The sequence below is a fragment of the Apolloniradiicaulis salifontis genome (assembly GCF_053756655.1).
The window spans coordinates 2,154,004-2,169,500 of the sequence record NZ_CM132387.1 but is presented as its reverse complement, the minus strand read 5'-3'; the positions used below and the strand labels follow the sequence as shown (position 1 = coordinate 2,169,500).

The 15,497-nt window shown below is 66.4% G+C and carries 12 protein-coding genes; 4 read left to right on the top strand and 8 right to left on the bottom strand.

Annotation, left to right across the window (positions count from 1 at the left end):
* Positions 1–23 precede the first annotated feature (23 nt).
* The 3 genes from ACWCOP_RS10490 to ACWCOP_RS10480 all read left to right on the top strand — a co-directional run bounded on the left by ACWCOP_RS10490 (position 24) and on the right by ACWCOP_RS10480 (position 3,121).
* Positions 24–524, top strand: coding sequence for a hypothetical protein (locus tag ACWCOP_RS10490; protein WP_478248233.1), 501 nt, complete (start codon positions 24–26; stop codon positions 522–524).
* 66 nt (positions 525–590) lie between these two features.
* Positions 591–2,447, top strand: a complete 1,857-nt coding sequence (thiC, locus tag ACWCOP_RS10485) for a phosphomethylpyrimidine synthase ThiC (protein ID WP_478248232.1) — start codon at positions 591–593, stop codon at positions 2,445–2,447.
* Between the two features lie 371 nt (positions 2,448–2,818).
* Positions 2,819–3,121 carry a GIY-YIG nuclease family protein gene (locus ACWCOP_RS10480; protein ID WP_478248231.1) on the top strand — a complete coding sequence of 101 codons (303 nt, stop codon included), beginning with the start codon at positions 2,819–2,821 and terminating at the stop codon, positions 3,119–3,121.
* Positions 3,122–4,103: 982 nt separating this feature from the next.
* Here ACWCOP_RS10480 and ACWCOP_RS10475 read toward each other — a convergent pair.
* The 4 genes from ACWCOP_RS10475 to ACWCOP_RS10460 form a co-directional block, all read right to left on the bottom strand.
* Positions 4,104–4,259 carry a hypothetical protein gene (locus tag ACWCOP_RS10475; RefSeq protein ID WP_478248230.1) on the bottom strand — a complete coding sequence of 52 codons (156 nt, stop codon included), beginning with the start codon at positions 4,257–4,259 and terminating at the stop codon, positions 4,104–4,106.
* Positions 4,260–4,963: 704 nt separating this feature from the next.
* Positions 4,964–5,812, bottom strand: coding sequence for an META domain-containing protein (locus tag ACWCOP_RS10470; protein WP_478248229.1), 849 nt, complete (start codon positions 5,810–5,812; stop codon positions 4,964–4,966).
* A 193-nt stretch (positions 5,813–6,005) separates the two neighbouring features.
* Positions 6,006–6,977, bottom strand: coding sequence for a glutathione S-transferase family protein (locus tag ACWCOP_RS10465; protein WP_478248228.1), 972 nt, complete (start codon positions 6,975–6,977; stop codon positions 6,006–6,008).
* Between the two features lie 48 nt (positions 6,978–7,025).
* Positions 7,026–7,862 (bottom strand): pirin family protein, encoded by an 837-nt coding sequence (locus ACWCOP_RS10460; RefSeq protein ID WP_478248227.1) that lies wholly within the window; start codon positions 7,860–7,862, stop codon positions 7,026–7,028.
* 177 nt (positions 7,863–8,039) lie between these two features.
* On the opposite strand from ACWCOP_RS10460, the gene rimK reads away from it, so the two are divergent.
* Positions 8,040–9,461 carry a 30S ribosomal protein S6--L-glutamate ligase gene (gene rimK, locus ACWCOP_RS10455; RefSeq protein ID WP_478248226.1) on the top strand — a complete coding sequence of 474 codons (1,422 nt, stop codon included), beginning with the start codon at positions 8,040–8,042 and terminating at the stop codon, positions 9,459–9,461.
* On the opposite strand, the gene ACWCOP_RS10450 is transcribed toward rimK, so the two are convergent.
* From ACWCOP_RS10450 to ACWCOP_RS10435, 4 genes are all read right to left on the bottom strand, one after another.
* Positions 9,458–10,315, bottom strand: a complete 858-nt coding sequence (locus tag ACWCOP_RS10450) for a hypothetical protein (RefSeq protein ID WP_478248225.1) — start codon at positions 10,313–10,315, stop codon at positions 9,458–9,460. The genes rimK and ACWCOP_RS10450 overlap by 4 nt on opposite strands.
* 345 nt (positions 10,316–10,660) lie before the next feature.
* The gene (locus ACWCOP_RS10445; protein WP_478248224.1) at positions 10,661–11,182 is read right to left on the bottom strand and encodes a fasciclin domain-containing protein; all 522 of its coding nucleotides are present in this window, start codon (positions 11,180–11,182) and stop codon (positions 10,661–10,663) included.
* Between the two features lie 135 nt (positions 11,183–11,317).
* Positions 11,318–11,731 carry a BLUF domain-containing protein gene (locus ACWCOP_RS10440; RefSeq protein ID WP_478248223.1) on the bottom strand — a complete coding sequence of 138 codons (414 nt, stop codon included), beginning with the start codon at positions 11,729–11,731 and terminating at the stop codon, positions 11,318–11,320.
* Between the two features lie 132 nt (positions 11,732–11,863).
* Positions 11,864–15,475, bottom strand: a complete 3,612-nt coding sequence (locus ACWCOP_RS10435) for a hydantoinase B/oxoprolinase family protein (protein WP_478248222.1) — start codon at positions 15,473–15,475, stop codon at positions 11,864–11,866.
* Positions 15,476–15,497 lie beyond the last annotated feature (22 nt).

Genomic DNA, 15,497 nt, shown 5'->3' with positions numbered 1-15,497 from the left:
CGGGAGCTGATGGAGACTGACCGATGACCCCCATGCGTATTCTGGCCCTTACGGCGCTCTCCGCCGTCCTCGCCGCCTGCGGCTCGGAACCGTCCGCCGAGGAGACAGAGGTCGCCGCCGCGTCCGGCGCGCAGGCCCCGTCCACGGACACGGCGCCGGCGCCCGCCTCTGACGACCTCTCCGGCGGGGTTCCCGCGGACGACGCCGCCCTCCACGCGCTGCTGCTCGCCAATAGCGATGATATCGTCCCGTCGGTCTGGCGCACCGGCGAGCCGGCGCCGGACACGGCGCTCGCCTACTGGATGCTGCCCGAGATCGATGTGAACGCCGAGCGCTCCGCCGCGTGCGCGCCGATGGCCGAACTGGAACGCGCCCAAGAGTGCACGCTGACCTTCGTGTCGATTCCCGAAGAGGGCGCCGAGGAGAGGCCGGTCACCGCCCGCTATCGCTTCACCGTGCAGGAGACCGCCGAGGGCGAGTTCACCCTGCTGAGCCCGAATGTCCGCTGGGCGGTCCAGGGCTAGATCTTTCCCGCACCCGCACCCGGCCCCCTTGCCCGTCCCTTCGCCCGCCACACAGAAAGACCCGCCATGAACAAGCCCGCCAACCAGGCCGAGTTTCCGACGCCCGAAGTCACCACCGGCCCGCTGGCGGGGTCGCGGCGGGTGTATTCGCACCCGGCCGCGGCGCCGCACCTGGCCGTGCCCCACCGCGAGGTGGAGCTGCACCCCACGGCGCTGGAGCCGGCGGTGCGCGTCTATGACTGTTCTGGGCCCTACACCGACACGGCCGTGACCATCGATGTGGAGGCGGGGCTCTCCCGCGCCCGCGACGCCTGGGTGCGCGCCCGGGGCGGCGTCGAGGCCTATGAGGGCCGCGAGCCGACCCCGCTGGATAACGGCAACGCCACCGGCAAGTATCTCGCCCGCGAGTTTCCCGTGCGCCGCCAGCCTTTGCGCGGCGTCGGCTCGGCCCCGGTCACGCAGATGGAGTTCGCCCGGAAGGGGATCATCACCGACGAGATGATCTACGCCGCCGAGCGCGAAAATCTCGGCCGCCGCCAGGCGCTCCACGATGCGCACATCCGCCACGCCGACGGAGAGCGCTTCGGCGCGGAGCTGCCCGAGTTCGTGACGCCGGAATTTGTCCGCGACGAGATTGCGCGAGGCCGCGCCGTGCTGCCCGCCAACATCAATCATGGCGAGCTGGAACCCATGGTGATCGGGCGCAATTTCCTGGTGAAGATCAACGCCAATATCGGCAATTCCGCCGTCGCCTCCTCGGTGGAGGAGGAGGTGGACAAGATGGTCTGGGCGATCCGCTGGGGCGCCGACACGGTGATGGATCTCTCTACGGGCAAGAACATCCACAACACCCGCGAATGGATCTTGCGAAACTCCCCCGTCCCCATCGGCACCGTGCCCATCTATCAGGCGCTGGAGAAGGTGGGGGGCGTCGCTGAAGACCTCACCTGGGAGATTTTCGCCGACACCCTCATCGAGCAGGCCGAGCAGGGCGTGGACTATTTCACCATCCACGCCGGCGTGCGCCTGCCTTACGTGCCGCTCACCGCAGACCGGGTCACCGGGATCGTTTCGCGCGGCGGCTCGATCATGGCGAAATGGTGCCTGGCCCACCACAAGGAAAGCTTCCTCTACGAGCGCTTTGACGAGATCTGCGAGATCATGCGCGCCTATGACGTGACGTTCAGCCTCGGCGACGGCCTGCGCCCCGGCTCGGTGGCCGACGCCAATGACCGCGCGCAATTTGCAGAGCTGGAGACGCTTGGCGAGCTCACCCAGGTGGCGTGGAAGCACGGCTGCCAGGTCATGATCGAAGGCCCGGGCCACGTGCCCATGCACAAGATCAAGGCCAATATGGACAAACAGCTGGAGACCTGCGGCGAGGCGCCCTTCTACACGCTCGGGCCCCTCACCACCGACATCGCGCCGGGATACGACCACATCACCTCAGGCATCGGCGCGGCGATGATCGGCTGGTTCGGGTGCGCCATGCTCTGCTATGTCACCCCCAAGGAGCATCTGGGCCTGCCCGACCGCGACGACGTGAAGACCGGCGTCATCACCTACAAGATCGCCGCCCACGCCGCCGATCTGGCCAAGGGCCACCCGGCCGCGAAACTGCGCGACGACGCGCTCTCCCGCGCCCGCTTCGAGTTCCGCTGGGAAGACCAGTTCAACCTCTCCCTCGACCCCGACACGGCCCGCGACTTCCATGACCAGACCCTGCCCAAGGACGCCCACAAGACCGCCCATTTCTGCTCCATGTGCGGCCCCAAATTCTGCTCCATGCAGATCACCCGCGAAATCCGCGACGAGTTCGGGACCGCAAGAGCGCCGAATTTCAGCGCGGAGGCCGAAGAGGGGATGGAGCAGAAGGCGGAGGAGTTCAAAGCGCTGGGGAGCGAGATTTATTTGAAGGAGTGAGGGGCGCTTCGTCGTGCCGGGTCCTTTAAAGGCTCGCCCTTCGGTTTCGCACCTCACAGATGAGGGGGTAGGGCATTGGCGCTTGCCTTTAGCCCGCACATCCAACCTCCCTCATCCTGAGGAGTCTTTTTGCGTCAGCAAAAAGCCTCGAAGGACGCACCGCGTTCGATCCTGCCGGGTCCTTTAAAGGCTCGCCCTGCGGGCTCGCACCTCAGGATGAGGGTTTCGGGTGCGGTGGTTTGGTGGCGAGCTTCCAGTCTCCATCCAAGCACCCACCCTACCTGATCCTGAGGAGTCATTTTGCGTCAGCAAAAAACCTTTAACGGATGCACAGCCTTCTCCACAGGAGAATATACGGATATCCTGCAACCATGTATTCGGGGTTCATCTACATCCTGCGCTGCCGGGACGGGTCGTATTATGTCGGCTCCCATCGCGGTGAGGATGTGGGAATGCGGGTGGCTGATCATCAGGCCGGGCGGGGCGGTGACTACACGCGCCGCCGCCTGCCGGTGGAGTGTGTCTACAGCGAATGGTTCACCCTGATCACCGACGCCGTCGCCGCCGAGCGCCGGATCAAGGGCTGGTCGCGCGCCAAGAAAAAGGCGCTGATCAAGGGAGACTGGACCTCGGTGCAGGCGCTGGCAAAGCGCCGGGGCGGCAAGCCGCGCTGAAGGCGCTTGGTACTGCCGGGTCCTTTAAAGGCTCCCCCGGATCAAGTCCGGGGTCGCACCTCAGGATGAGGGTGTGGGGGAGGGGATTTTTTGCGGCCAGTTCCCAGCTTCCAGCCCCAGTAAAACACCCCCAACCTCCCTCATCCTGAGGAGTCTTTTTGCGATGCAAAAAGCCTCGAAGGACGCACCGCGCTTGATCCTGCGGGTCCTTCGAGGCTCGCCATAGGCTCGCACCTCAGGATGAGGGTGTGGGGAAAGTGTTATGCGGCAAGGCCTCAACTCCCGGCACCTGCCTGCACCCGCCCACCCTCCCTCATCCTGAGGAGTCTTTTTGCAAAGCAAAAAGCCTAGAAGGACGCACCGCGCTTGATCCTGCGGGTCCTTCGAGGCTCCGCCGGATCAGGTCCGGGGTCGCACCTCAGGATGAGGGTGTGGGGAGTGGATATTGGGCTTGAGCCCAGCTTTCCAGCCCCACCAAACAGCCCCAGACCGCACATCCAACCTACCTCATCCTGAGGAGTCTTTTTGCGATGCAAAAAGCCTCGAAGGACGCACCGCGCTTGATCCTGAGGGTCCTTCGAGGCTCGCCCTGCGGGCTCGCACCTCAGGATGAGGGTGTAGGGAAAGTGTTATGCGGCCACTTCCCAGCTTCCAGTCTCCATCCAAGCACCCACCCTACCTCATCCTGAGGAGTCTTTTTGCAAAGCAAAAAGCCTCGAAGGACGCACCGCGCTTGATCCTGCGGGTCCTTCGAGGCTCGCCCCGGATCAAGTCCGGGGCTCGCACCTCAGGATGAGGGTGTAGGAGAGGGGCTTGGCGTTTGCTCCGAGCCTGTAAGCCGCACCCCACCCCCAAAACAAAAAGCCTTTAAAGGACGTGCCGCGCATATTTCGCGGGTCCTTTAAAGGCTTGATGGGTGCGCGTCTCTAAAGGGCGCGCTAAGCGCCGCCCAGACGGGCGCGCGCCGCTGTCTATCCGGCGCTTATTTGGTTTTGGCCTTGGTGTTGCGCATGTGCTCGAGGCCGCCGACCTGGCCGGTCTTCTGGGAGGGCTCGGAGGCGTTGTGTTTTTTCTTCATGTTCTTTTCGGCTTTGGGCTTTTTCGCCTCGCGGCCTTGTTTTTGTTGGCCTTTGGCCATGGGGATCGTCCTTTGAAGAGGGTGGGACGCCCTCCGCGTCTTGCGGGCTGGTCGCCTGCAACGGTGTTATTATACCACACCCGATAAACCGCGTATCCGGGATTTTGCGCCTGCAGGACACGGGTCTGCGGCGCGCTGAAGCAAAACTTATCCCCGCCCCTCACGCTTGCCCGCATACTCCTCCACCTCGCCCCGCAGGCGGGGGCGCTGTCCGGAGGCGTCCGGGTTTTGAGCGGGGGGAGGGCGGCGCCTCGAGCGTCCCGGGTCGCGCCGGGCGCAAAAGAGCGGGCGGGGACGCTAGGCCGCGTTCCCACGGTCCGGTCAGAAGGGGCGGGCGCCGGCTGCGTTCGTACGGATGGCCCTCGACCTCGATCCATCCCGCCAAGCGACTGCGCCGCGGGAAGGGAGGTGTTAAGACCAAACGTCGCCGGCGGACCCGAGCGTGGACAAACGGGGCTCGATCGACCCCGTCCACGCCCTTCGGTCCGGCTCACGCCTGGCGGGGATAATCCGCCGGGGCCGAGCCTGGATAACGCCGTCGCGCGCGGGCTGTCCATGATGGACATGCCGGCCTTCGCCTGGCCTCGCCAGGAGCCTTAGCCGCGTCTGGTCCTTTGGGCCGCCCGCGCGCACCCCGCCATTTATTCCCCGCCGGCGGCTTCGCCGGGCGGCGCGTTTAGCATGCGTGGTCCCATGCGATGGGCTTAGCCGCCGCGTGCAAGCTCGATCCGGTGGACCTCGCCTTCAAGAACAAGGGAGTCGTCGCCCTCCAGGCTCAGCCGGGTCACGCCGTCCAGCGCGGCGAGGAACTGCGCCTCGCCCGCCATCAGCGCGTCGGCGCAGGCCATGCGCGTGCTGCGTCCGGGGCGGATATCGATGGTCTCACCGGTGAGGGTGTAGGCGGCGGCGTAGGTGTTGCACCCGGTGGAGCCGCCGACCTCGCCTTGCGTAAAGCTTAGCGTGGGCGGGGCCTCGGCGCCGGTTATCGGCGCGCCGTTGATTGCGGTGACGGTCCAGACCTCTCCGGTGAGCAGGTCTCGCGTATCCCCGCCGCACCCGGTGAAGCTGCGCACGCCCAGGCGCACCTCCACGGCGTAGGGATAGGGCATGCCCGACGCGGCGAGGCAGCGCTCATCGCTCACCCGTACGCGCAGGTCCGCGTCCGGTGAGGCGGAGCCGGGCGTAGTGAAGCGGGCGCCGCCCTCCATCTCGCGCACGGCGTAGCTGTCGGCGGTGAGGCTCTGCTCGCCGTAATCATACTGAAAAGACAGGGTTTCTTCGCCGATCTCCAGCACCCAGCCCGGCTCGTTTCCGCGGGCGGTGAGGGGGATGATCGCGCGCGCAAACGCAGGCGCGCCGCCCGCCTCGACGGTCTGCGGGCCGCCCAGCAGGCCGTCGCTGAGCGTCGGCGCAGGGGCGGCGCTGCTGCCTTCAGGCGCGGCGCGCTCTGTCCCATCACCGTCTGCAGTGTCTTCCGCGCTCCCTCCCGCACCGCCGCAGGCGGCCAGGAGCGGCAGGGCGAAGGCGCAGGCGAGCAAAATACGATTGGTCATGGTCCCCTCAATGATTGGCCGCGCGCGGCGTAGCGCGTTGAATTCACAACACGTCAGCCGGATCGTTGTGCCACATAATCAGGCGATAGAGGCCTAAAAACGGCCCTGCTGATAATCCAGCATCGTCTGGCGCAGCAGCGCGCCGCCGGTCGCCACCGGGCGGCGCTTTTTGCGTGCGCCGCTTGCGCTTGCTCTACTCGCCGTGCCCGTCCGCGACGTGATCCACCGGACCCAGCGGGACGACGCCGCTGGGATTGATCATGTCATGGCTCTCATAGTAGTGGCGCCGGGCGTGGTCCAGATCGAACAGATCGCCCACACCGTGCCCGGTCTGCAGCCGGCGGGCGTAGGCCGACAAGGCCGGATACTCGGTCAGCCGGCGCAGATTGCATTTGAAATGGCCGTGATAGACGGGATCGAAGCGCACCAGCGTGGTGTAGAGCCTCCAGTCGGCTTCCGTGACCGTGTCGCCGGTCAGATAGCGCCGCCCGTCGCTCAGGCGCTGCTCCAGCCGGTCCAGCGCGTCGAACAGCTGTGTGACCTCCTGCGCGTACACGTCCTGCGACGTCGCGAAGCCGGATTTGTACACGCCGTTGTTCACATGGGCGTAGACGTCGGCGTTGACCGCGTCGATCTCGCTTCGAAGGGCTTCTGGATAATAGTCGCCGGGCGCCGCGCCGACATCGTCGAAAGCGCTGTTGAACATGCGGATGAGGTCCGCGCTCTCGTTTGAGACGATCGTCCCTTTGTCCTTGTCCCACAGAACCGGCACCGTCACGCGGCCGGTGTAGTCGGGTTTGGCGGCGGTGTAGACCTGATGCATGAAGTGCGCGCCGTGCAGCGGATCGGGGATCACGCCGGGGCCGTCGCGGAATTCCCAGCCGTTCTCTTTCATGCGCCAGTGCACCACCGACAGGGAGATCATCTCCTCCAGGCCTTTCAGGCGGCGAAAGACCAGGGTGCGGTGCGCCCACGGGCAGGCGAGCGAGACATAGAGATGATAACGGCCCGGCTCGGCCTTGAAGCCGCCCTCGCCTGAAGGGCCGGGCGATCCATCGGCGGTCACCCAGTTGCGGAACGCGCTGTCCTGACGTTTGAACCGGCCTCCGGTGGATTTGGTGTCATACCATTTGTCATGCCAGACGCCGTCGATGAGCAAGCCCATGGGTCGCTCCTTTGTTTTGATCTGAAGAAAAGGCGGGCGGAGCGCGGCCTAAAAGCGGCCCTGCTGATAATCCAGCATGGCCTGGCGCACTTCGCCCTCGGTGGTCATCACGAAGGGACCGCCCCAAACGATGGGCTCGCCGATGGGCTTGGCGGCGGCCAGGATCGCGCGGGCGCCTGTTGGGCCGGCGGTGACGCGGATCACGTCGCCGGCGCCGAACACGCCCAGCATCGCCTCGCCCAAGCGTGCGCCGCCGGTTTCCACCGCGCCTGAATGCACGGCGGCGAAGGCGGTCTTCGCGTCGCTCACCGGCTCTTCAAACACGGCGCCCGGCTCCATCACCAGCTCGGCGTAGAGCGGCTCCACGGTCACCCCGGTCACCGGCCCTTCAACGCCGGTGGAGGTGCGCCCCGCAACGATTTTCGCAGCGACGCCGGGGCGGTTGTCCTGCGCCACGCTGGCGGCGTCGTACTCCTGATACGCCGCCGGCTTCATCTTCTCGGCGCGGGGCAGATTCACCCAGAGCTGAAAGCCGCTCATCAGCCCGTTGTCCTGCTCTGGCATTTCAGAATGGATGATGCCGCCGGCGGCCGTCATCCACTGCACGCCGCCGGGCTCGATGACGCCTTCATGGCCCTTATTGTCCTTGTGGCGCATGCGGCCCTCGACCATGTAGGTCACGGTTTCAAAGCCCCTGTGCGGGTGCGGCGGAAAGCCGGCGAGATAGTCTTCCGGACGGTCTGAATGAAACTTGTCCAGCATCAGGAACGGGTCCAGCACGCGCAGGTCCGGCGTCCCCAGAAGCCGGGTGAGCTTCACCCCTGCGCCGTCGCTGGCGGGATGGCCGCGTGTGATCTTCACGATGGGACGTTCGGTGGTGCTCATGGCGGTCTCCTTGGCTCACGCGTTAAAGATCGGGCCTGAGCGCCGTTTTGAACAGGGGCGGCGGTGGAGGCTTTGTGTTTCCCGAGTGGAAACGGCCCGCCCATGGGCGTGTCCCCCGTGGACCTTTCGCGCCGCGCAGGCTAGGCCTTCGCGGCGCCGCATGAGGATAGAGACGTAATGACCGACGAACCTTTCGTCCTGGGCTGGGAAGAGTGGGCGAGCTTTCAAGGCCTCGGCCTGCCGGCCATCAAGGCCAAGGTGGACACCGGCGCGCGCACCAGCGCGCTGCATGCGGTGGCCGTGGAGCCCTTCGGCCCGGAGAGCAAACCCCAGGTCCGTTTCGTCATGCACCCGATCCCCGAGCGGCCCGAGGTGGAGGTGGTGTGCGCCGCCCCGGCCGTGGACCGGCGCGAGGTCACCAGCTCCAACGGCGAGACCGAGCTGCGCTGGGTGATCGAGGCGAGGGTGCGAATAGGCGAGCGCGACTGGCCCATCGAGGTGTCGCTGACCAATCGCGAGACCATGCAGTACCGCATGCTGCTGGGCCGCACCGCCATCCGCGAGGACATGGTGGTCAATCCCACCCAGTCCTGCGTCCAGGGTCAGCTGAGCTATGATCTCTACGCCAACGTGCCGGCCAAGAAGCCGGTGAAGCGCCCGCTGCGCATCGCGATCCTGACCCGCGAGCCGAAGAATTATTCCTCGCTGCGCCTGAAGGAAGCCGCCGAGGCGCGCGGCCATGTGGCCGAGATGGTTAATACGGCGCGCTGCACCATGGCGATCAACGCCATGAATCCGGCGGTGTATTATGACGGCCGCAAGCTGGCGCGCTATGACGCGGTGATCCCGCGCGTCGGCGCCTCCATGACCAATTACGGCATGGCGGTGATCCGCCAGTTCCAGCTCACCGGCGCCTATATCCTCAACTCCGCCGAAGCCATCGGCGCCAGCCGCGACAAGCTTTACGCCCACCAGGTGCTGGCGCGCGCCGGCATCGGCATGCCCACCACCGCCTTCGCCCACTCGCCCAAGGATACCGGAAACCTCATCGAACACGTGGGCGGCGCGCCTCTGGTGGTGAAGCTTCTGGAGAGCACGCAGGGGCGCGGCGTGGTGCTGGCCGAGACCAAGAAGGCGGCTGAAAGCGTCATCGACGCCTTCCGCGGCCTGGACGCGAACTTCATCGTCCAGGAATTCGTCAAGGAGGCCGGCGGCGCCGACATTCGCTGCTTTGTGGTGGGCGGCAAGGTGGTCGCCGCCATGAAGCGCCAGGCCCAGGCCGGCGAGTTTCGCTCCAACCTTCACCGCGGCGGCGAAGCCGTGAAGGTCCGCATCACCAAGGAGGAGCGCCAGGCCGCCGTACGCGCCGCCCGCGCCATGGGGCTGGGGGTCGCCGGGGTGGATCTGCTGCGCTCTGAAAGCGGCCCCAAGGTGCTGGAGGTGAATTCCTCACCGGGCCTTGAAGGCATCGAAGCCACCAGCGGCAAGGACGTGGCCGGGCTGATCCTGGAGCACATCGAAGCCCACGTGCGCACCGTACACCGCCCGCCGGCGCGGCGCAGCGGCGTAAAGCGCGTCGGCGGCGAGGGGGCGGGTTAGCCGCGATCGTCGCCAAAATGCCAATAGGGTTCGATCGGGCCGCAAATCTCGGTTTCTCGTACGGGCGGAGAGGCGCTCGCCTGACCCAGGAACATATACGCTTCAAAATTGGTGATCGTGTCGGTGAACATGATTGCTCCCCGCTCGCCCTCCTCCATGACATAGCTTGTGAGGACAGGACGCACCGCGCATCGTGAAAGGTAGCAATACCAGGCCTCGCCGCCGGAAAACCGCTGCACGATCCGCGTGACGGGGCGGTCGTCATAAAGGGGATGATCCAGCATGCGATTTCGTATGCGGGTCGGATGGGCCTTGCCGACATTGACGATCACCACGTCATGCCGCGACAAGGCCTCAAGCGTGCGGGCCGCCATGGCGTCGGCCCTGCGTGCGACGATTCCGCTCGATCGCTCGTTTTCGTTCCAATTCGTATCGTGGGCTCCGAGCGTGAGCTGCGGCCCTGTCAGGGACGCCTGGCTTAAATCAATCCAGGTCTCTAGCATGGCAATTGTGCCGCGCCCGTCCCGCGACCAGGCCCAGAAGTCCTCCATGGTCTCGCACAAATGCGCACGGGCCGCCTTGCGGTCCGTCGGCGCCGCGTTCAAAACCGCATCGAACTGACCTGGCGTTTCAAAAAGAACGGCGGTGTCGAGGCCGCGCTGACGGGCGGCGCAGGCGAGGCGCTCGATCGCCGCAGGACCCTCCTGCGTGCCGTGCAATTCCCCCACCAAAATGACGCCGCGCCCGCGCTCGTCTATGAGATTCTCAAAGCCCGGTACGGCGCATGTCACGTCGCCCGTAGGTTCGCCCGCACGCATTCCAAACAGCATCACGAGGAGTAGGATCGCCCGCATCGGGCCGCACCTCAGACAATTTCCAGATACAGCGATTATCAGAAAAAGGGATATATCTGCAATCTATGGACTTAGGCTCTGGAGCAACAGAGTGCTTAGGATCAGGAGCGAGAGCAGACGATCAAGGAGATTCAAGCCGTCGCGAGATCTGATACCCCCAGCGTTCAGGCGTTGAGATGCTCCCTCCGCCTCTTTGGAGACGTTAGGGAGCGTCTGGAATATGTGCCAAAAGAATTTTATGCACCCGTAAAACAAAAACCCCCGCCGCCCAGGGGGACGGGCGACGGGGGTCGATAAGACCGGAGCGCGCCGGGACAGGTGAGCCTGGCGCGCTTTTGATCGGTCTTACATGCCGGGCATGATCACGGCGTCGATGGCGTGGATGACGCCGTTGGAGGCGTCCACGTCGGCGATGACCACGGTGGCGCCGTCAACGGTGACGGTTCCGTCTTCACCGACGACGACGGTGACGGTCTCGCCCTGAAGTGTTTCCAGCTCGTACTCGCCGGCCGGGGTTTCGGCGGCGAGATACTCGCCGGCCACCACGTGATAGGTGAGGATCGAGGTCAGCTGATCCTTGTTCTCTTCCATCAGCAGCGAGTCGACGGTGCCGGCGGGCAGCGCGGCGAAGGCGTCGTTGACCGGCGCGAACACGGTGAAGGGGCCTTCACCCGAAAGGGCCTCGGCCAGGCCGGCGGCCTGAACGGCGGCGACGAGGGTGGAGAAGTTCTCGTTGCCCGCGGCGATCTCGACGATCGTCTGGGGCTCGCTGTACTGCTCCGAACCACCATGGTGGTCGGCGAGGGCGGGTGCGGCGGCGCCGGCGAAGGCGAGCGCGGAGGAAGCGAGAAGGGTTGTGAAACGCATGAAGTCAGCTCCAATTCAGCTGGCACGGTTTGAAGGACGGCGCGAACGTCGCCCGTGTTCTATCGTCTATAGAACATGCCAGTTTACGGGGCGCCGCGAAGGTTGGATCACCGGCCCTGTGAACATTAACAAAACTTAAGCTTTGGTGTCGGACTGCGACTGCGCTGACGCGTCGAAGAAGAACGCGTCGGCGCCGCCTGCGAAATCGCACAGCCAGCGGACGCCTGGATGCTCCAGAAGGGACGGATCGTCCGCAACGTTTCGAGTACGGATCAGCTGGAAGGGCGCGTTGAACAGGGCGACCTCACTGGCGCCCATGTCCAGCAGGGTGAAGGCGTCGTGGCGCGGATCGTCCCAGATTTTTTCCACCACTTCGCGAACCTCGCGCGGATCCCCCTCGATGGCGGACAGGATGCGCCGGCCGGCGAGCAGCCACACGCCGGCGATGCCGGCCTGCGCGTTCTTTTGCGCGGCCCGGGCGACGATACTTTCAATTTCTGCTTCTCCGACGCCGCTATCAAGCGTGGAGCGATATGCAACACGAAACATGTTTCCATCCCGACCGAGCCTGTTCAGCTTTGGTTCAAACTCGGCGAGTAATAAAACGAATAAGTCTATGCTGAATGCATTTACTCAATAAACACGTTCAGGATCAAGTCTCGGGAGGGCGCGGCGTGAGCGTCAAGTCGTCCGGCCTGTCCCGAAGCCGCCGCCGCCGGGGGTTTCAATCTCGATGCGGTCGCCCGGTTGCAGATCGAGTCTGAAACGCGCCTCCAGCGGTTCGGCCTTTCCGTTCGCGCGCACCACGCGCTGACGGCCAGGCGCACCGTCCGCGCCGCCGTTGAGGCCCGGCGGTGCGATCCGGCGGCGCCCGGACAAAAGCGCGGCCTCCATGGGTTCCAGAAACTCGATGCGGCGCACCGAGCCGTCGCCGCCGCAAAACGCGCCGGCCCCGCCTGACCCGTGGCGCACCTTATGCTCCAGGATACGCACCGGATAGCGCAGCTCCAGCACTTCAGGATCGGTGAGGCGCGAGTTCGTCATGTGGGTGTGCACCGCGCTGGCGCCGTCAAAGCCGCGCCCGTCCAGGCGCTCGCCCGCCCCGGCGCCGCCGCATATCGTCTCGTAATACTGGCGGGTCGCATCGCCGAAGGTGAAATTGTTCATCGTCCCTTGGGCGGCAGCCATGCGGCCCGTGGCGGCGAACAGGGCGTCCACCACAAGCTGGCTGGTCTCCACATTGCCCGCCACCACCGCGCCGGGTGGGCGGGGATCCAGCATGGAGCCGGGCGGGATGATCAGATCGATGGGCTTCAGGCAGCCTTCATTGAGGGGAATGGCGTCATCCACCAGGCAGCGCAGCACATACAGCACGGCGGCCCGCGCCACGGCGCTGGGGGCGTTGAAATTATCGCCGAGCTGGGCGCTGGTGCCGGTGAAGTCGATGCAGGCGGTGCGCGCCGCCTGGTCCACGCTGATCTTCACGCGGATCACCGCTCGATCGTCCAGCTTCATCTCCGCCTCGCCGTCGTGCAGCGCGCCGATCACTCGGCGGACCGCCGCTTCGGCGTTGGCTTGCACATGGCCCATATAGGCGCGCACCACGTCCAGCCCCTCGCTCTCCAGCATGGCGTGGAGATCGCGGGCGCCGCGCGCGCAGGCGGCGAGCTGAGCCTTGAGGTCGGCGATGTTCTGGTCGGGCCGCCGCGCCGGATGGGCGCCGCTGGCGAGCACTCGCCGGACCGCGTCGGTCTGGAAGCGTCCGCCAGTGAGAATCCTCACCGCGTCGAACACCACTCCTTCTTCGTCGATGGTCTTTGAAAACGGCGGCATGGAGCCCGGCGCGATCCCGCCGATATCGGCGTGGTGACCCCGCGCAGCAACGAAGAAAAGCCGCTCGCCGTCGTCTGCGCACACCGGCTGGATCACCGTGACGTCGGGCAGGTGCGTGCCGCCGTTATAGGGTGCGTTAAGCGCCACCGCGTCGCCGGGTCCAAGATCCGGGTGGGCCTCCAGCGCCGCTTTCACGCTGGCCGACATGGACCCCAGATGCACCGGCATATGCGGCGCATTGGCGACAAGATCGCCGGCGGTGTCGAAGACGGCGCAGGAAAAATCCAGCCGCTCCTTGATGTTGACCGAGTGGGCGGTGCGTTCCAGCACCACGCCCATCTGCTCTGCTACGCTCATGAAGCGCCGGTTGAACAGCTCCAGCGTGATCGGGTCCAGCGCCGCGCTGGAGGCACCGGCGCTCGTGGCGGCTTCGCTGCGGATGAGGACCAGCATGCCGGTGGCGCCGCGCTCCGCGCGCCAGCCGGAGTCCACCACGATGGTCTGGTTGGCGTCCATGATCAGGGCCGGACCGTCGATCCGCGCGCCGGCGCCCAGCTCCGGCAGGGTGAAGACTGGCGCAGGCTCAAACCCGCGCCCGGTCCACAGCTGCGCCTCGCCGGCTGGTTTCACGTCTCCGTCGTGGGCCGCCAGCGTGTCTTCAGCACCGCCGGCGCCGGCCGGCTCGCCCTCGGCTTCGGCGGCGACGCTGTCGATGATCAGCCCGCCGCTCTCCGGCGCGAATCCGAACAGGCGGGCATGGGCGTCGGCGAAGCGCGCGCGGATCTCCGCCTCCTCGCCCCACGCGACCGGGATCGCGGTGTCAGAGCCGTCTGCGCGCAGGCGGATCTCGCGCGCCGTGCGCAGGCGGGCGCCGCCCTGGCGCTCGACGCTACCCGAGGCCTCGGCCTCCAGCGTCTCAAGCGCGCGCGCCGCGCGGGCGAGCCCTGCGTCGTCAAAGGCGATCTCAAGGCCGAGCTCTCGCGCGTCGCGGATCGGCGCCAGGCCGATGCCGTAGGCCGACAGAAGGCCCGCCTGGGGGTGGATCAGGGCGGTGGTCATACCCAGCGCCTCGGCCACCTTGCAGGCGTGCTGCCCGCCCGCGCCGCCAAAGGCGTTGAGCGCATAGGCGCGCGGATCCACCCCTTGCGCGGTGGAGATCTGCTTGATGGCGTCGGCCATGGCCTCGACGGCCACCGCCAGAAAGCCCTCGGCGGCGGCCTCGGCGCTGTCCAGACCCATGTCGGTCGCCAGCGAAGACAGGGCTTTGCGCGACGCTTCGGCGTCCAGCGGCCCGTCATGATCCGGCCCGAAAACGCTTGGAAACCATTCGGCCTGAATGCGGCCCAGCACGACATTGGCGTCGGTCACCGCGGGCGGTCCGCCGCGCCCGTAACAGGCGGGGCCGGGATCGGCGCCGGCGCTTTTCGGGCCGACGCGCGCGCGTTCGCCGTCAAAGGCCAGGACAGAGCCGCCGCCGGCCGCCACCGTATGCACGCTGAGCATGGGCGCGCGCAGAATGCGGCCGTCCAGGCGCGCCATGTCGGTGCGCGCATAGCTTTCGCCGTCAAAGCGCGACACGTCGGTGGAGGTGCCGCCCATGTCAAAGCCGATCACCGCGTCAAAGCCGGCCTTTCCCGCAGTGATGGCCATGCCCACCACGCCGCCGGCCGGGCCGGACAGGACCGCGTTGCGCGCATTGAAGCGGCTGGCGTGGGCAAGGCCGCCGCCCGACTGCATGAAATACAGCGGCGCGCCGGCCAGCCCCCGGTCCACCCGGCCCACATAATCGCGCAGTACCGGCTGCAGATAGGCGTCGATCACCGCGGTGGAGGCGCGCGGGACCAGCTTGATCAGCGGGCTGGCCTCGCTGGACAGGGTCACATGCTCAAACCCCGCCTCGTGCGCCAGTTCGCCCAGGCGGCGCTCATGGGCGTCGTTCACGTGAGAATTGAGAAGCGCGATCGCGACGCTCTCAAACCCTTCGGCCCGGGCTTTCTCAAGCGCGGCGCGCGCGCGCGTCTCGTTCAGCGGCTCGATTTCAGCGCCGTCAAAGGCCATGCGTCCGTCGATCTCGACGCTGCGGGCCAGGGGCGCGGCGCGTTCGATGGCCAGCGCAAAGATGTCCGGGCGCGTTTGATCGCCGATCTGCAGAATGTCGCCAAAGCCGGTTGTGGTGAGAAACAGCGTCCTGGCGCCGTCGAGCTCCAAAAGCGCATTGGTGGCCACGGTGGTGCCCATCTTCACCGCCGTCAGGGCGCCGTCGGGAATCGGCGCGCCGGCTTCAAGGCCCAGCACGCGGCGCACGCCTTCGGTGGCGGCGTCTTTATAGGCGTCGGAATTGGACAGGAGTTTCAGCGCGTTGAGGGCGCCGTCCGGTGCGCGCCCGATGATGTCGGTGAACGTGCCGCCGCGATCAATCCAGAACTCGAAATCGGTCTTGGCGGTCGCGGTGTCGGTCACGGGCGGCTCCTTATCCGGGCGG